The sequence below is a fragment of the Pseudomonas sp. BIGb0278 genome (assembly GCF_024809895.1).
Lineage (GTDB): Bacteria > Pseudomonadota > Gammaproteobacteria > Pseudomonadales > Pseudomonadaceae > Aquipseudomonas > Aquipseudomonas shirazensis.
The window spans coordinates 1,173,253-1,189,611 of record NZ_JANUEL010000001.1; the positions used below are offsets into that span (position 1 = coordinate 1,173,253).

Annotated in this window: 13 protein-coding genes and 1 pseudogene; 10 read left to right on the forward strand and 4 right to left on the reverse strand. The window is 63.8% G+C overall.

The features are described from left to right. Positions 1-5: 5 nt before the first annotated feature. Positions 6-1,334, reverse strand: a complete 1,329-nt coding sequence (locus M2396_RS05305; protein WP_150571656.1) for an MFS transporter — start codon at positions 1,332-1,334, stop codon at positions 6-8. 161 nt (positions 1,335-1,495) lie between these two features. On the opposite strand from M2396_RS05305, the gene M2396_RS05310 reads away from it, so the two are divergent. Next, entirely contained in the window at positions 1,496-2,593 is a 1,098-nt protein-coding gene (locus tag M2396_RS05310; RefSeq protein WP_259073605.1) for a sugar diacid recognition domain-containing protein, read from the forward strand. A gap of 114 nt (positions 2,594-2,707) precedes the next feature. Then, positions 2,708-3,850, forward strand: a complete 1,143-nt coding sequence (locus tag M2396_RS05315; RefSeq protein ID WP_259073607.1) for a glycerate kinase — start codon at positions 2,708-2,710, stop codon at positions 3,848-3,850. Here M2396_RS05315 and M2396_RS05320 read toward each other — a convergent pair. Together M2396_RS05320 and M2396_RS05325 are read right to left on the reverse strand one after the other, a co-directional pair. After that, entirely contained in the window at positions 3,841-5,025 is a 1,185-nt protein-coding gene (locus M2396_RS05320; RefSeq protein WP_188035946.1) for an MFS transporter, read from the reverse strand. The genes M2396_RS05315 and M2396_RS05320 overlap by 10 nt on opposite strands. Further along, positions 5,016-6,251, reverse strand: a complete 1,236-nt coding sequence (locus M2396_RS05325; RefSeq protein ID WP_259073608.1) for a 3-deoxy-7-phosphoheptulonate synthase — start codon at positions 6,249-6,251, stop codon at positions 5,016-5,018. The genes M2396_RS05320 and M2396_RS05325 overlap by 10 nt, the downstream gene beginning before the upstream one ends. A 371-nt stretch (positions 6,252-6,622) precedes the next feature. Between M2396_RS05325 and M2396_RS05330 the strand changes: the two genes are divergently transcribed. The 7 genes from M2396_RS05330 to asnB are packed head-to-tail and all read left to right on the forward strand — an operon-like array spanning position 6,623 to position 14,503. Next, the gene (locus M2396_RS05330) at positions 6,623-7,864 is read left to right on the forward strand and encodes a phenylacetate--CoA ligase family protein (RefSeq protein WP_259073609.1); all 1,242 of its coding nucleotides are present in this window, start codon (positions 6,623-6,625) and stop codon (positions 7,862-7,864) included. Beyond that, positions 7,861-9,594 carry a prenyltransferase/squalene oxidase repeat-containing protein gene (locus M2396_RS05335; RefSeq protein WP_188035943.1) on the forward strand — a complete coding sequence of 578 codons (1,734 nt, stop codon included), beginning with the start codon at positions 7,861-7,863 and terminating at the stop codon, positions 9,592-9,594. The genes M2396_RS05330 and M2396_RS05335 overlap by 4 nt, the downstream gene beginning before the upstream one ends. 11 nt (positions 9,595-9,605) lie before the next feature. Next, positions 9,606-10,013, forward strand: a complete 408-nt coding sequence (locus tag M2396_RS05340) for a hypothetical protein (RefSeq protein ID WP_150569239.1) — start codon at positions 9,606-9,608, stop codon at positions 10,011-10,013. Further along, complete coding sequence (locus tag M2396_RS05345; RefSeq protein WP_103437340.1) at positions 10,010-10,294, forward strand: acyl carrier protein; 285 nt, start codon at positions 10,010-10,012, stop codon at positions 10,292-10,294. The genes M2396_RS05340 and M2396_RS05345 overlap by 4 nt, the downstream gene beginning before the upstream one ends. Further along, positions 10,291-11,286 (forward strand): AMP-binding protein, encoded by a 996-nt coding sequence (locus M2396_RS05350; RefSeq protein WP_188035942.1) that lies wholly within the window; start codon positions 10,291-10,293, stop codon positions 11,284-11,286. The genes M2396_RS05345 and M2396_RS05350 overlap by 4 nt, the downstream gene beginning before the upstream one ends. After that, positions 11,273-12,655 carry an amidase gene (locus M2396_RS05355; RefSeq protein ID WP_188035941.1) on the forward strand — a complete coding sequence of 461 codons (1,383 nt, stop codon included), beginning with the start codon at positions 11,273-11,275 and terminating at the stop codon, positions 12,653-12,655. The genes M2396_RS05350 and M2396_RS05355 overlap by 14 nt, the downstream gene beginning before the upstream one ends. 12 nt (positions 12,656-12,667) lie before the next feature. After that, positions 12,668-14,503, forward strand: coding sequence for an asparagine synthase (glutamine-hydrolyzing) (gene asnB, locus M2396_RS05360; protein ID WP_259073611.1), 1,836 nt, complete (start codon positions 12,668-12,670; stop codon positions 14,501-14,503). On the opposite strand, the gene M2396_RS05365 is transcribed toward asnB, so the two are convergent. Continuing rightward, on the reverse strand, positions 14,492-15,463 hold the full coding sequence (locus tag M2396_RS05365; RefSeq protein WP_101319480.1) for a LysR substrate-binding domain-containing protein: 972 nt from the start codon (positions 15,461-15,463) through the stop codon (positions 14,492-14,494). The genes asnB and M2396_RS05365 overlap by 12 nt on opposite strands. 267 nt (positions 15,464-15,730) lie before the next feature. Here M2396_RS05365 and M2396_RS05370 point away from each other — a divergent pair. Next, positions 15,731-16,333: pseudogene (locus M2396_RS05370) on the forward strand (SDR family NAD(P)-dependent oxidoreductase); the annotation flags it as partial. Between the last annotated feature and the right edge of the window lie 26 nt (positions 16,334-16,359).

Consider the following 16,359-nt stretch of genomic DNA (forward strand, 5'->3'; position numbering starts at 1 on the left):
CCGTTTCAATCGGCGCGGGCGCTGCTCAAGGCGCCTGCACGGGTGACGCGCAGGGCCACCAGGCTGCCGATCACGATCAGCCCGGCCAGCGAGTACAGTGCAGCATCGGTGGAACCAGTCTGATCCTTGATGAAGCCCACCAGATACGGGCTGAGGAAGCCCGCCATCTGCCCGACCGAGTTGATGATCGCCAGGCCAGCCACCGCAGTGGCAGCACTGAGCAAGGCAGTCGGCATCGGCCAGAACATCGGCAAACCGGTGAGAGCGCCCATGGTCGCGATCGACAGACCAAGAATGGCAATCGGCGGATGGCCGGCAAAGTTGACCGCGATCAGCAGGCCGATCGCGCCCATCAGCATCGGCACCACAAGGTGCCAGCGGCGCTCGTTGCGCAGGTCAGCCGAACGGCCTACCAGAATCATGAACACGCCGGCCAACAGGTACGGGATCGCGCTCAACCAGCCAATCAGCAGTGGGTTGTCAAAGCCCATGCTCTTGATGATCGACGGCAGCCAGAAGTTGATCGCGTACACGCCGCTCTGGATGCAGAAGTAGATGAAGCCAAAGGTCCAGATCAGCGGATTGGTCAGTACCGACAGCACGCTGTCACCGCTGGTGACCGGCTTGCGTGCTGCATCGGCGGTAAGGTCGGTTTCGATGATCTGCCGCTCGGCCGGGCTGAGCCACGGCGCTTTCTGGTAACCGTCGCTGAGCAGTTTGATCGCCAGTATGCCCAGCACCACTGTCGGCAGGCCCTGGATCAGGAACATCCACTGCCAGCCGGCCAAACCGTGCTGGCCAGCGGCAAAGTGCTGCAGAATCCAGCCCGAGAATGGTCCGCCAAGCAGCCCCGAGACCGGAATCGCCGACATGAACAGGGCCATGATCCGCCCGCGTCGATCCGCGGGGAACCAGCGCGAGAGGTACAGCACCACGCCCGGGAAGAAGCCGGCTTCGGCGGCGCCGGTGAGCAGGCGCAGGGCGTAGAACTCGGTCGGCGTGGTGACGAACATCAAGCAGGTCGACAGGCTGCCCCAGGCGATCATCATCAAGGCGATCCAGCGCCGTGGCCCGAAGCGGTTCAGCGCCAGGTTGCTGGGCAGGCCGCAGAGCACGTAGCCGATGAAGAAAATCCCGGCGCCGAGGCCATAGACGGTTTCGCTGAACTTCAGTGCATCGAGCATCTGCAGCTTGGCAAAACCAACGTTGACGCGGTCGAGGTAGTTGAACAGGTAGCAGATGAAAATGAATGGAATCAGCCGCAGTGTGATGCGCCGGTACAGCGCATTGCGGGTGCTATCGTGGCCTTGGTCAGGGGCAGAGCTGTGTGCCATGATCGGGATCTCTGTTGTTATGATTGTTACCGCGTCGCCTGTTTCGGCGCTCGCCTGACGAGTCTCGGCGAGCGCAGCGCGGCTGTCTTTGTGCTTATGCACTGGTGTCAGCGCTGGCCGCTGTGCTGCGGCCCAAATCCTATCACTGCAAGGACCGTTGAATGTTCGAACTGGACCATGACCTGGCGCAGGATATCGTCGACCGGGCGATGGCCATCCTGCCGTGCAACGTCAACGTCATGGACAGCCAGGGCCTGATCCTCGGCAGCGGTGAAGCAGAGCGCATCAACACCCGCCATGAAGGTGCCCAGTTGGTATTGGCCAATGGCCGGATCGTCGAGCTCGATAATGACGCGGCCAAGTGCCTCAAGGGCGTGCAGCCCGGCGTCAACCTGCCGCTGATGCTCGATGGTCGCTTGATCGGCGTGCTCGGCCTGACCGGTGATCCGCAGCAATTGCGCACCTACGGCGAGCTGGTGCGGATGACCGCCGAAATGCTCCTGGCCCAGCGTCACCTGCAAGTCGAGCAACAATGGCGACGCCAGCGCTGTGATGACTTGCTGGCATTGTTGCTGGGCAGTAGTGGTGATTCGACGCGTTTGCTCGACGAGGCCCAGCAACTTGGCCTCAAGCCTCAATTGGCACGGGTGCCGTGCCTGTTCGAGCTGGAGTCCGGACCGCCCGCAGAAGCCTTGGCCACCTGGCTGATGAGCCGTTACCCGGATGGCTGGTGCGTCAGCCCGGCCCGTCAGTCGCTGTTGTGGTGTCGGCCGGCAGCGGTCGCGCTGGATGAACAGCGTCTGCTCGAACGGCTGCAGCGCCATGGCTGGCACGTCCAGCGCCTGGCCGTGGGCCCGGCAGCGCAAAGTCTTGAGCAATTGCGACGCGGCTACCGGCGGGTGCGTGATTTGCTTGCCTATGGGCGCGAAGTGCTGCCTGCCGAGCGCTTGCTGAACCTGACCCGCTACCGCTTGCCAGCACTGCTGTGGCGTCACCGCAACGACGACGCGCTGGATGAATTGCTCGAGCCATTGCTGCGCATTCGTAGCAAGGACGCCAGCGGCCAGTTGCTCAATACCTTGCGCGCCTGGTGCGGCCATGATGGCCAGAGCCAGGCCTGTGCCGATGCCTTGGGCATCCACCGCAACAGCCTGCGCTATCGCCTGGAACGTATCGCCGAGCTGGGCGAAGTCGACCCACAGCGGCTGGACGGCATGTTGACCCTGTATCTGGGCTTGCAGCTGTTGCGCGCCGACTGAGCTGAGTGGCAAAGGCGTTTGCCCAAACAACGGCGCTGGGCTTTTGTGCATCTGACCGAGGCCTGCGGATGACGCAACTGTCAGCATCGCTGCAACAGGATCAGGAGAATCCCCATGAAAATTGTCATCGCCCCCGATTCGTTCAAGGACAGCCTCGACGCCGCTGCCGTCGCCCAGGCCATTGCGCGCGGCCTGGCCGAGGTGTGGACGGAGGCCGAACTGGTTGAGTGTCCGATGGCCGATGGCGGCGAAGGCACGCTGCAGGCGATTGTCGCGGCCAGCCACGGTGAGCTGCGCCGGCAAGCGGTGCGCGGACCGCTGGGGCAGACGGTCGAGGCCAGTTGGGGCTGGCTCGCCGAGAGCCGCACGGCAATCATCGAAATGGCCGAAGCCAGTGGTTTGCAGCTGGTCCCCGGCGAGCAACGCGACGCCTGTCGTAGCAGCACCTGGGGCACCGGCGAATTGATCGGCGCGGCATTGACCGCGGGGGCCCAACGCATCGTCCTGGCGATTGGCGGCAGTGCCACCAACGACGGCGGCAGCGGCATGCTCCGCGCACTTGGCTTGCGTTTGCTCGACGCCGATGGCCAGGCGCTGGCCGAAGGCGGCCTGGCCTTGACGCAACTGGCCCGGATCGACGCCAGTGAGCTTGATCCGCGCCTGGCTGAGGTGCAGGTCGAAGTCGCTGCAGACGTCGACAACCCACTGTGTGGTCCGAATGGCGCCTCGGCGATTTTTGGTCCGCAAAAAGGCGCCAGCCCTGAGCAGGTGACAGCGCTGGATCTCGCCCTTGGCCATTTTGCCGACCATTGCGCGCAACTGCTGGGTAATGACCTCAGGGAGTCGCCCGGTAGCGGCGCTGCCGGCGGCATGGGCTTTGCGGCCAAGGCATTCATGGACGCGCGTTTCCGCGCGGGAGTGGAGGTGGTCGCCGAGCTGGCCGGGCTGGATGCACTGGTGCAGGGCGCCGATCTGGTCATCACCGGCGAAGGCCGCTTTGACGCGCAGACCTTGCGCGGCAAAACGCCCATGGGCGTGGCCAGGGTTGCCAAACGTCATGGTGTGCCGGTGGTGGTGCTGGCCGGCACCCTGGGCGAGGGTTACCAGCAACTGTACGCCCATGGCATCGATGCCGCGTTTGCGCTGGCCAGTGGGCCGATGACCTTGGCTCAGGCGTGCAGCGAAGCGCCGGCACTGCTGCAGGCGCGCGCCAGCGATGTTGCCCGGCTGTGGCAGTGCGCCAAGGCTCAGCGCTGAGTTTCAGCTTCATAGGGCACATCGGCAGGCGTCTGGCTGAGTAGCACAGCAATTGCCAACAGCCCGGCGCCAACGCCTGCCAGCGGCAACCACGCCAGGCCGAGCTGACCGATCAAAAGGCCACCAAGCCCGCCGCCGAGCGCTGTGCCGAGGTTGAACGCAGCAATGTTCAACCCCGAGGCCACGCCGCTGGCGTGCGGCGCCACGCTTTTGGCCAGGTTGAGCAGGCGCAACGTGGACAGCGTGACGATGGCGAAGAACACTGCCCCCAGCACCCCGACCAGGCCGAGCACGGCCCATGGCGACTGCCTGAACACATACAGCAGCATCAGTGTGACCACCAGCATGAGCAGGGCCAGCAACAGGCAGCGGTTTATCGCAAAGCGGTCGCCGGCATATCCGCCAACCAGATTGCCAGCAATCGTGCAGGCGCCAAACAGCAGCATGCCCGCACTCAACAAACGTGGCCCGGCCTGGCTCACCTCCAGCAGGTACGGCGACACGTAACTGAAAAAGCTGAACACCGCGACGCTGACCAGCATGGACACCGCGGCAACCGACAACAACGGCCGCAGTAGCACGGCGCGCAGGCCGCTCAGCCCCGCGCCAGGCTGAGCATCCGCCGCACCAGCCTGAACCGGCATCCAGCGCAGCAAGCCGATCAAGCTCAAACAAGCGAGCAGCGCCAGCGCGACAAATATCACCCGCCACGACCAGAAGCTGCCCAGCAGCGTGCCCAGCGGTACCCCGAGTGCCAACGACACCGTCAAGCCCATCCATACCACCGACAATGCCCGCCCAGCCTGTGCGGGTGCTACCAGCTTGACTGCGACACTGGCCGCTAGCGCCATGAACACGCCGTGGGCCAGGCCAATCCCAAAGCGCACCAGGTGCAAGGTCAACACCTGCTCGACGCTTGCCAGCAGCAGGCTTCCCACCCCCAGCACTGCTACCGTCAGCAGCATCAGCGAGCGGTCACGCCAGCTCGCCAGCGCCGCAGTCAGCAACGGTGCGCCGATGGCGGCGCCCAACGCGTACGCCGCAATCGCCGCGCCCACCGCAGCGACTGAACTGCTCAGATCGCCCGCCATTGCCGAAACCAGACCGGCGACCACGAACTCAGACAAGCCGAAGGCAAAGGTGCACAGCGAAAACACGTATATGGCTAACGGCATGGCGGCATCCGGCTCAAGTGCTGGGCCAAGGCCAACGCCTGTTCGCCATTCAGGCGTGGATCCACCTTGCTCAGATAGCAGCGGTGCAGATCCTCCGGCTGCAGGTGGCCTGGGCCGCCGAGGCACTCGGTCACGGGTTCAGCGGTCAGTTCCAGGTGCAGCCCGCCGAGGACCGAGCTATGCCAGGCATGCACGGCGAAGGCCGACTCTATCTCCGCCAGGATGTCATCGAAGGCGCGGGTCTTGGTGCCGCAGGGCAGGGTGCGGGTATTGCCGTGCATGGGGTCGCACAGCCACAACACCCGCGCGCCAGCGTGCTCTACTGCGTCGATCAGCGGCCCGAGGTGCTGTTCCAGCAGCGCCGCACCCATGCGGTGGATCAGCGTCAGCCGGCCCGGCTGGTTGTGCGGGTTAAGCTGTTCGATCAGCTGCAGCAGTGCGCTGGCCGAGGTTTCGGCGCCGACCTTGACCGCCACCGGGTTGCTCACCCCACGCAGGTATTCGACATGGGCGCCATCGGGCTGGGCGGTGCGCAGGCCAATCCACGGCAGGTGGGTGGACTGGTTGAACCAGCAGCCATCGTCCTGTTGCCGGGTCAACGCCTGCTCGTATTCCAGCAGCAAGGCTTCGTGGGAGATGAACAGCGCTTGATCGCACGGGCCATCGCTGTCCATGAAACCCTGCAGGGTGCGGATGTCGCGCAAGGTCGCGGCCGAGTGAGCATAGGCTGCAAGCAAGCGCTGCGGATCTGCCCGCCGCGCTGCTGCGCTGAACTCGGCCTGGTTGACGATATCGCCGCGATACACCGGCAGACTCAGGCCATCGCGGGTTTCGATATCACTGGAACGTGGCTTGGCGTATTGCCCGGCCAGGCGGCCGATCTTGATCACTGGCCGCTGTACACCCCGCGTCAGCAGCTGGCTCATCTGCTGCATCAGCTGCAGAAAGTGATTCAGCGCGGCCTGATCGGTCTGGGTGAAGTCTTCGGCGCAATCACCGCCTTGCAAGACAAACGCACGGCCCTGCTGGGCCTGGGCCAGCAAGCCCGTAAGCAGGCTGATCGACTGCCGACTGACCAGCGCGGGGGTCTGGCGCAAGCTCGCCAGCGCCTGCTCGAGGGCAGGTTGGTCGTGATACAGCGGTTGCTGCGCAGCGCTGCGGTCGCGCCAGGAATTGAGGCTCCAGGCCAGTGGGCCGTCGAGCACGTTGGCGGCTTGGGTCAGCATGATCGGTGTCGCTCCCTGAGTGTCGTCGTTCGCCCTGCACCTGCTGCAAGGAGCGGCGATAGTGCGCAGCGACGACAGCTCGAGGGAAATACAATAAAGGTCTCAATCTGATATGCGCAGTTGCCCCAGAGCGTACGGGGACGGGGAGCAGGCGGCAGCCGCTGATATGGGCTAAATCGTTGTATTTCCAAGGCTATTAATACTTGCGACCTATCACCGCCGGTTCGCCAAAAGTATTTTACTCAAGGTCTGCACTCGCCAATTCTCGGCGCAACTTATTCGAGAGGGGCGGGGCGATGTTGGTTCACAAGGAAAACGACCATTCAGTCGTAGCGGCAGCCGAGGGCGAACTTCGCCAATTCGGCAGAAATATGCCTTGTCAGAATTTTTACACCGGCAAATTGCAGGCCGCCTGGGAACGAGCTCGCAACAGCCGCTATTACGCGGACATCGGCCCGTTCAACAGCGCAGCCTTCGCTCAGTTGCCGGTCACGCCCAAGGCCAGCCTCAAGGCCACTCCGCTGGATTTTTGCACGGTCGGCCTGGGTGATGCAGCGCGCTATTACGCTACCACCGGCACCACCGGCGAACCGACGCCAACTCCACGCCTGAAGCAAGACATCATCTGGAATGCCATCAGCGTCGCCAGCCAATGGCGCGCGGTACTCAGACCAGGCTCCAGGGTCGCCAACCTTATGCCGTCGGATATCGTCCCGGTCGGCGATCTGATTGCCAACGTCTGCGACTACCTGGACGTCTCCCACGTGCGCCTGTATCCGTTTACCACCGGAATCACCGACTGGGAGCGGGTGTGCAAGACCTTCGCCACCTACCAGCCGAGCGTGCTGTTCATTGCCCCTGGCGTGCTGGTCCAGCTGACTCGCTACCTTAAACAGCGGGAGATGCTCGACGGCTTCGCCCTGTCGGTGCAGACGATCATGCTGCTGGGCGAGGTCAACACCCAGCCATTCCGCCAGCGCCTGGCGCGCTGGTGGCAGTGCGAGGTATTCGATGCCAGTTACGGCAGTACCGAGACCGGCACCCTGGCGACAGTTGGCGAAGATCAACAGATGCGTCTGGCCTGCACCACCAACTACTTCGAACTGCTGCTGGAGGACGGCCAACTGGTGCCGCTGGCGCAAGGTCTCAGCGGGCGTCTGGTGGTAACGCCGCTGAACCTGTATGCGCGGCCCTTGCTGCGCCTGGATACCGGTGACAGCGTGACCATCAGCGGCGCCTGCGAGGCCGGCCAGCTCAGCCCGAGCCTGCTGATCAATGGCCGCGACAACGATGCCGTGGTAGTCGGCGGCGTGGCGTTGGATATTCGCGCCGTCGAGGAAGTCGTTTACGGCAACTGCGACGCCACGGGCTACATGATCGAAGTCGACCGCGACAAGGACAGCGCCGCGCTGATCCTGGAGCGCGATGTGCTCTGGGACACTGGTCAGGAGGCGGCGATCGAGGCGCGCTTGCAGGCCCATTCGCAAGCTCACATGCGCCTGCGCTGGAGCCGCATCCTGTTCATCAACAACCTGTCGGTGTTGAGCAAGAGCGGCGCTTCGCAAAAGAGCTGGAAAAAGACCAATCTGCGCTTTGTTGGCGGTGCGCAATGAGCGCGGTGTTGCCGAAATTTCCGCAAGGGCAGGGCCTGGCCAATCATCAGGCTGACCTCTGGTGCACCTACGCTGCGATCCGCAGCCTGGCCTGGGTCGAGCGCCTGGGCAGTGCCGATGTGCCGCAGCTGCAGGCGTATATCCAGTCACGGCGCAACCGTGATGGCGGCTATGCCTGGAGCAAGGGTATGCCGTCCGATGCCTGGGCCACGTTCTATTGCACCGAAACCCTCAAGGATCTGGCGGCGCCAGTCAGCGACACAGACGCCACTGCCGCATGGCTGCACACCTTGTTCGATGGCGACGCCTACGCCATGTGCCCGGGCCAGACGGCAGATGCCTGGGCCACGCATTACACATTGCGCACCTTGCTCGAAGTCTGCCACGGCGAGGTCCAGCAGCGTGAACCGCTGTACCGCTGGCTTGAGGGTCTGCAATGCGCCAATGGTGGCCTGAGCTGGTCGGCTGAGTTTGCCGAGCGCGATGTCGCCGATACCCGCGCCTGCTTCTATGGCGTGATGGCCGCCCGCGCACTGCAACGAGCCGGGCTGCCGGCGCCTGCGTGGGACCGCACGCGTTTGATCGCCTGGTTGCAGGCGCAGCAGCTGGCTGACGGCGGCTTTCGCTTCAGCGAGTCGGCCGAGTCGGCTTGCCTGTGGGCAACCTACCGCGCCACTGCAAGCTTGGCAGAGTTGCACGCACTACCTTTGGACGCACAGCGTTGCAGCGACTGGATCGTTGCCCGCCGCAGCAGCGCAGGCGGTTTTGTCCGCTGGCGGGGATATGACGGCGAGGACGTCTGGGCGGTGTTCTGCGCGGTGGGCTCACTCAAGGCACTCGGGCAGCCAGTCGCCTGGCTGGCTGATGATGTCGCTGACTATATCGCCAGCCTGGCCACACCCGGTGGCGGCTACACCTACCGCGAAGCGAGCACGGCGGCGGATGTTCTGACCAGCGCCGCCGGGATCCTCGGCGGCAGCCTCGACAGCGGCCAGCGTGCTGCGGCGTTGCGCTGGATCGAAGGCTGCCAGATGCCCAACGAGGCCGGGATCATGTACATGCCCGGGCGCGGTGCCGAGGTGCGCTGCACGGCCTGGGGGCTCGCTGCCGGGGCGTTTGCCGAGCAGCCGCAGGCCCGTCAGGCAATCGGCAAATGGCTGGCCTCGTTGCAAAATCCGGACGGCGGCTTTGGCTTCTGGGAAGGCCGCGGCTCGGACATGGTCTCGACCGCAGCTGCGGTGGCCATCCTGCAGTGGCTGGGAGACAACAGCGGTGTGGCGCTGGATAGCCTGCAGCGGTTTGTCGGCACCTGTCAGCATGAAGACAGCGGGCGGCTGACCTACAGCGCCTATCCGCGGGGCGCGTCATCGCTGCGCGCCGGTTTGCAGGCGCTCAGTTGCCTTGCCTACCTCGGCCACCCCGTGCAGCAGGCTGCGGCAGTGCTGCTGGCGGCGCACAAGGTTCGTCAGGGTGGCTTCGCCAATCACGGTCAACGTATCCCCGACCTGCTCAGCACCTATCAGGCGGTGGCCATGGCGTTGGCATTCGAGCTGCCGGTGGACATCGCTCACCTGCGCTTCTTCCTCGACAAGGTGAGCACCGCGCAAGGCTTTGCCTGGTCGCCGCTGTATCTGGAGGGCAGTGATGCGCTGTCAACCTGCCTGGGCCGTCTGCTGCAGGCATTCGTCGACGGCAGCCGCCGCCATTTGCCCAACCTGCAACTCTCATAAGGACACCAAGCATGCCGACCATTACCGTCGCCTGCGCGCCGCTGCCGCTGATCGAGCGCAAGCGCATTGCGCTGGGTTTTACCCGCGTTCTCAAGAGCCTGGGCGCCGACCCCGCGCACTGCATGGTGTTCTTCGCGCCGCTGCCGCTGGACTGCGTGTTCAGCGCCGGTATGCCTTTGCCCAGCCAGGACCGTGACGGCCAGCCGGCGCAGTTTCATGTGCGCATCACACTCTCCAGCGAGCGCGACATGCTCGCGCAGCAGACCCTGGCCGACGGCCTGTACGCGGGGCTGCGCAGCCGCTACAGCACAGCTTTCATCTATCTGCAATTCGACCCGATCGCGCCTGAACAGGTGTTCTACAGCGCGGGCGCGGCATTGATCAACGCAAGCACTCAACAAGGAAGCACCGGCTCGTGAATACCCCCTCCATCGAACTCCAGATCCGCCAGACTCTTGCCCAACTGCTCGGCCCCGAGGTCCTCGGCATCGACAGCCAGGCCAGCTTTCGCGACTTTCTCGGTGAGCGCTTCGACAGCCTGATGGCAGTTGAGGTGATTACTGCCGTCGAGGACCGCTTCAGCATCGAGGTGGACTACCTCAGCGACGATGTGCGCTTCTGGTTCGAGACTCTGGACAAGATGCAGCGCTTCGTTGCGCAGAAGGTCGAAGACCAGCTCACCCTGCAGGCCGCCGAGTGAGTGCTGAGCAGGTGTTCCACACTTCTGGTTCCAGCGGCGCGCCGCGCCAATGGCTGCGCAGCCGCGCGCAAATGGAGCAAGAGGCGCGGCTGATCTATCAGCGCTGGGCGCCGCAGGTCAGCGAGATCATCAGCTTTGCGCCGGTCAGCCACAGCTACGGGCAGATCCTCGGCGAAACCGGTGCGCGCGTACATGGGGCGGCGCTACAGCTGTGCTCGTTCGAACAACAGCAACTGCCAACGCTGGCTGGCCACGGCCAGTGCGCGATCCTGGCCATCGCCAGTACCTGGAAGCTGCTGCCAGCACTGCTCAAGCGCCTGGCTGGCCAGCGCCCGCTGTTGATCGTGCACAGTGCATCGATGCTGCCACCCGGTGCACTGGCTGTGATCCAGCAATTCGCCGGTGCGCAGGTGCGTTTTATCGAGGTGCTCGGCTCGACCGAAACCGGCGCGATTGCCGTCCGCGAACTGGATGCCAGTAGCACGCCGGAGCAGCCGTGGACCTTGCTTGACGACGTTCAGCTACTAACACCCGCTGGCCAGCCCGCGCCCCTGGAAATCGCCAGCCCACGCATTGCCCGTGAGCAGGGCCAGGCCTGCGCAGCGCCAAGCCACCGTTGTGACGACCTGGTGCAGGTCCTCGACCCGCGCCGGGTGCAGTGGCTGGGCCGGGTCAGCAGCCTGATCAAGGTCAATGGCGTTCGCCTCGACCTGGCCCGGCTAGGCGCCGAACTGGGCACGCTGCTGGGCTGCGCAAGCCTGGCCTGTGTGCCGCTACGCGACGGTTTGCGTGGCGAGGCCTACACCATAGTGCTGGGCGATTCTTCAGTCAGCAGCGGGGCTGTGCTGGCTGCGTTTTCTCAGCTCACGCCCGGCACGCCGCGGCCGCTGCATATCCATCACGTCGATCACTTACCGCTGTCTGCCACAGGCAAGCCACAAGCCTGGGCGGCGGCATCAACTGTCAAGGAATACACCGATGTCATACGTTAAAACCGACAATGCTATCGACGCCTACCTGGCCAACTGCGGTCCCGCAGCAGTTGGCCAACAGGTGCCCAATTACCTGGCCCTGACCCTGCGTGAGCGCTATGCGCAACTGCAGGCCAATCCAGCACTGGCCGCCGATTGGGCAGCGCAGTATGAGCAATGGGCGGTGCATGCCGACGGCCACTACCGTTGCCTGGTCAGCACCCGCCCGGCCGAGTCGCCGTGGTTCCGCCTGGGCGTCAAGGACACCGTTGACGTTGCGGGTTTGCCGACCCGACTGGGCCTGCGTAGCTACCGTCACTATCCAGCGCGCAGCGCCGAAGCACTGACCTGGCTGGACCCGCGGGTGGCCTTGACTTGCAAGGTGACCACCACCGAGCTGAACATCGCCTTTGGTGGCGGTTGCCGCAACCCGCTTTACCCGAGTATCGACCCTTCGGGCTCGAGCACAGGTTCCGCGGTGTCGGTGGCGGCGGGGCTGTGTGATATCTCGCTGGGCACCGATGTGCTCGGCTCGGTCCGCTGGCCTGCGTCGCACTGCGGCATGGTCGGCTTGCGCATGACGCACAAGGCCGGGAATCTGGCCGGCGTATTCCCCCTGTCTCCGCGCATGGACGCCCTTGGCTGGGTCGCGCGCAGCGCCGATGACCTCGACCTGCTGCTACCGATGCTTGGCATCGATGGTCTGCTCGGCGAGCAACTGCCGCTCAAGCAGCAGTACCGGGTCGGTTTCCTTAGCCATGTGCATGAGCCGGGCCTCACCAGCGCGCAGATGCTCGCCATGCTGGCTCAGGCGCGCAGCGCCGTGGTGCAGCTTGAAATGGCCGACAGTGATGTCGACATGCCTGAACTGTGGGCGTGCCGCGGCGACGCCTGGCAACTCTGTGCCCGTGATGCGTGGCTGGCCTCTGCGGCGTGGCAGCAGGTGTTCGACTGCGAGCTGCACTGGTCGACGCAGAGCGCGCTGGCCGTCGGTGCCGGTGTCAGCGAGGAAGAGTACAACGCCATCCAGCAACGTATGGACAGCGTTCGCGCAGGCATCGACAGCTGGTTCGATAACGCCCAGGTGGACTTCGTGGTATTCCCGATGGACCCCAATCGGCCGTTCGAACGGCGTGATCCGCAGCCCGGCGACTCGACCATCCCATCACCTGCTGACACCGACTACTCACAGAAGATCAGCTTCACCCCGCTGGCCAGCTTTAGCGGCCTGCCGGCTATCACCGTGCCGATCTGCCTGAGCCCGGATGGCAAAGCAGCGCTGTCGGTGCAGATCATGGGCCGACGCGACAGCGAGCGGCAGTTGCTGGACATTGCCAAGCGCCTGCAAGCGCTGGTCGGGCGGGTGCCGGCCGCTGAGGCTGGTCAATAAGGAGCGGCAACCATGTGTGGAATTACAGGCTGGGTCGACTTCAGTCGCGACCTGGAGCAACACGCGCCGCTGCTGGCGGCAATGACCGACACCCTGGCCCTGCGCGGCCCGGACGCCAGCGGCAGCTGGCGCCACCGGCATGCCTTGCTCGGCCACCGGCGGTTGGCAATCATCGACCTTGCTGGCGGCGTACAACCGATGACTTACCGCTTCGGCAATGGCCAGCAAGTGGCGCTGGTGTATACCGGCGAGGTCTACAACCACAACGAATTGCGCGAGCGGCTGCGTCTGGCCGGGCATCAGTTCCAGACCCGCAGCGACACCGAAGTGGTGCTGCATGCGTACCTGGAGTGGGGCGAGCATTGCAGCGAGCAGCTGTCGGGAATGTTCGCCTTTGCCGTGTTCGACGAGCGGGACGGGCACTTCCTGCTGGTACGCGATCGCCTCGGGGTCAAGCCGCTGTACTACGCCGAACATGGCCAGGGCCTGCTGTTCGGCTCGGAGATCAAGGCGATTCTGGCCCATCCGGATTTCAGCAAACAGCTCGACGTGGTGGGGCTGGTCGATGCCCTGAGCTTGTCGCGGGGCACCTCGCGCACGGCGCTGCGCGGCATTCGCGAGCTGCCACCGGGGCATCGGCTATCGTGGCGGCCGAACGGCCAGATCAAGCTCAACCGCTATTGGCAGTTACAACGACGTGAGCATCAGGACGACCTGCAAAGCACCATTGAGCGCACCCGCGAACTGTTGGGTAAAGCGCTGGGCGAGCAGCTCTATGCCGACGTACCGGTATGCTCGTTGCTGTCCGGCGGGCTTGACTCGACCATTCTCACAGCGATGGCCCAGCGCAAGTTGCAGGCCGAACAGGGCGGTACGGTCAATTCGTTCTCGGTGGATTTTGTCGGCCAGGCCGAGCAGTTCCAGGCCGATGCCTTCCGCCCGGAGTGCGACGAGCCGTATGCCTTGGCCGCCGCCGCGCATATCGGCAGCCAGCACCAGACCATCCTGATCGACAACCGCGAGCTGGTTGCCGATCAGGCCAGGCAGGCGGTGTACCTGGCCAATGATTCAGCGGCGACCTTTGGCGATGTCGATACTTCTCTGTATCTGCTGTTCAAAGCCATCCGTGGCCACTCGACGGTGGCGATCTCAGGCGAGGCCGCGGACGAGGTATTTGGCGGTTACGCCTGGTGTCGCGATCCGCAGGCCATCGCTGCGGCGCGGATGCCGTGGCTGTCACGGATGCAACTGCTGCAGGCAGAACTGATCAACCCGGACTTCAACCGCCACTGCGATTTTGCCGGCTATCAGGACAGCGCCTATCACCAGGCACTGGATCAAGTGCAGCATCTGCCGGGCGACGACGCTGTCGAGCGGCGCATGCGCGAGATCAGCCACCTGCACCTGCACCACTGGCTGCCGATCCTGCTCGACCGCAAGGACCGCCTGAGCATGGCCGCCAGCCTTGAGGTGCGTGTGCCGTATACCGATCATGAGCTGGTCGAGTACGTGCACAACGTGCCGTGGTCGATAAAAGGTAGAGGAGGCGAGGAAAAGTGGCTGCTCAAACAGGCGACGGCTGATCTACTGCCACCGGCCGTGCTGGCGCGCAAGAAAAGCCCTTATCCGACTTCGGCAAACCTGGCCTACGAGCGCTTCCTGCGCGAGCGCACCCGGCAGCTGCTGGCAACGGCTGACAGCCCGGCATTCGCGGTCATCGATCGAGCTCAGCTAATCACGCAACTGGATCACGCCGAGGGCTATTTCAACTCGCAGCTGCGCCGTAACAACCTGGAAACAGCACTGGCACTGGATGCCTGGCTGCGCCATAACCAGCTATCGGTGTAGATCGCGCTTGAGGATGCTCTCCTGGGCCGCGAGGTCGAGGAGGGTGTCGCTGAAACACTTCGGTGCGCCAAGGTCCAGCATCGAGATGAAACTGCCCAGCGCCGGCGAAGCGTTCTGGTTGTTCCAGTTCATGTACAGGCCCATGCTGGCGTTGGGCTGATCACCAACGGGCTTGATCGGGCGGAACAGGACCCGATCGCGCAGCGTCGAGTTGGCGATCGATTCCGGCACCAGGGCTACACCGAAGCCACAGGCGACCAAACCGATCAAGGTGTGAATCTGCGACGCTTCCTGCACCACCTTGGGATAGAAGCCTGCCGACTCGCACAGCGCCATCAGCTGGCTGTAGTAGCCATTACCCAATGCCTGCGGAGTGAACACGAAGTCTTCTTCGGCGAATTCGCGCAGGTCGACGTTGGCGTGGCGGGCCTTTTCGTGATGGGCCGGCAAGGCCATCACGATCTGCTCATTGAGAATCAGGCGTGATTCGATGATATCCGGCGGCAGTGGCAGCTTGCGCATGAAGGCGATGTCGGCTTCGCCGGCCAACAAGGCGGCGGCCTGGGCCGCCGACGGCATTTCACGGATGGTCAGGCGCACGTTCGGGTAGCTTTCGCGAAAGCGCCGCAGCGAGTTCAGCAGCGACTCGTAGTAGGCAATCGAAATGGCCGTGATGGTCAGCTTGCCGCACACGCCCTCGGAGACATTGCGGGCGTACTCGATGCCTTGCTCGAGTTCCTTGAGGGTGCGATAAGCGGTTTCCAGAAATGCCATGCCAGCGGCGGTCAGCTTGACCCCGCGCTTGTTGCGCAGAAACAGGCTGAAGCCGAGTTTGTCCTCGAGGCGGTTGATCGCTTGGCTCAAAGGCGGCTGCGCCATGTGCAGACGAATAGCTGCCTTGTGAAAGTGCAACTCCTCGGCCACGGCGATGAACTGCCTGAGCAAACGGGTCTCGATCATTCTACTTTCCTTCATCGAGGCGAACTGGTGCAGGGGCGTGTGCTCACAGGACTTCTGCAGGCGCGCCATCATAATGTGTGCTTGGGCGGCGCAGAAGCCTGCTCGCCCGGGCTGTTGCTATCTGTATGAGTAACCGGGTGGGGCTCGGTCATCCGCTTGCGGGGTTTCGGTGATATCTATTAGATATCAAGTTTGCATGCTTTTAGTATTAAGTCATTGATTTTTTTATTGTTATTGTCTGTGAATGAGAATCGGGGGGATTCGTCGATGCCATTCACAAATAAAGTCGCGATTATTACCGGTGCAGGCCAGGGGCTTGGCCTGGATTACGCCAAGGCACTGCTGGCTCAGGGCGCACGGGTAGTGATCAGTGACCTGGGCACCGATCGCGCCGGCGAAGGCGAAGATCAGGCACTGGTAACTGAAGCGTTGCAGGCTCTCAAGGCCCAGGGTGGCGAGGTGGTTGCCCACATTGGTCGGCTGGACGATGAGGCGGGTTGCCAGCAATTGATCGAGCTTGCCATCGAGCAGTTCGGCCAGCTCGACATCCTCATTCACAATGCCGGCTGGGTCGGCTATCAGGACATCGAAGACCAGCAGGAGGCATTTCTCGAACGCGCTCTGGGCATCAGCGTGCATGCGCCGGTGTGGTTGGCCAAGCATGCCTGGAAGCACCTCAAGCGCTCGGCGGCGCCGCGAGTCGTACTGACCACCTCTGACCGCGCCATGTACCAGCGCTATGCCCAGCCAGGGCTGGTAGCTTATGCCGCAGGCAAGATGGCCCAGGTCGGGATCATGAATGCGCTGAGCATGGAAGGCCTGGCCCACGGCATCCTAGTCAATGCGATTTCGCCTGTGGCCAAGACCCGCATGTGGGGGGTGAGCCAGCCCAGTGA

Coding starts and splice junctions, on each gene's coding strand:
- M2396_RS05355 (WP_188035941.1), top strand. CDS start 11,273: ATGTCATACGTTAAAACCGACAATGCTATCGACGCCTACCTGGCCAAC.
- M2396_RS05310 (WP_259073605.1), top strand. CDS start 1,496: ATGTTCGAACTGGACCATGACCTGGCGCAGGATATCGTCGACCGGGCG.
- M2396_RS05320 (WP_188035946.1), bottom strand. CDS start 5,025: ATGCCGTTAGCCATATACGTGTTTTCGCTGTGCACCTTTGCCTTCGGC.
- M2396_RS05335 (WP_188035943.1), top strand. CDS start 7,861: ATGAGCGCGGTGTTGCCGAAATTTCCGCAAGGGCAGGGCCTGGCCAAT.
- M2396_RS05330 (WP_259073609.1), top strand. CDS start 6,623: ATGCCTTGTCAGAATTTTTACACCGGCAAATTGCAGGCCGCCTGGGAA.
- M2396_RS05315 (WP_259073607.1), top strand. CDS start 2,708: ATGAAAATTGTCATCGCCCCCGATTCGTTCAAGGACAGCCTCGACGCC.
- M2396_RS05325 (WP_259073608.1), bottom strand. CDS start 6,251: ATGCTGACCCAAGCCGCCAACGTGCTCGACGGCCCACTGGCCTGGAGC.
- M2396_RS05305 (WP_150571656.1), bottom strand. CDS start 1,334: ATGGCACACAGCTCTGCCCCTGACCAAGGCCACGATAGCACCCGCAAT.
- M2396_RS05340 (WP_150569239.1), top strand. CDS start 9,606: ATGCCGACCATTACCGTCGCCTGCGCGCCGCTGCCGCTGATCGAGCGC.
- asnB (WP_259073611.1), top strand. CDS start 12,668: ATGTGTGGAATTACAGGCTGGGTCGACTTCAGTCGCGACCTGGAGCAA.
- M2396_RS05365 (WP_101319480.1), bottom strand. CDS start 15,463: ATGATCGAGACCCGTTTGCTCAGGCAGTTCATCGCCGTGGCCGAGGAG.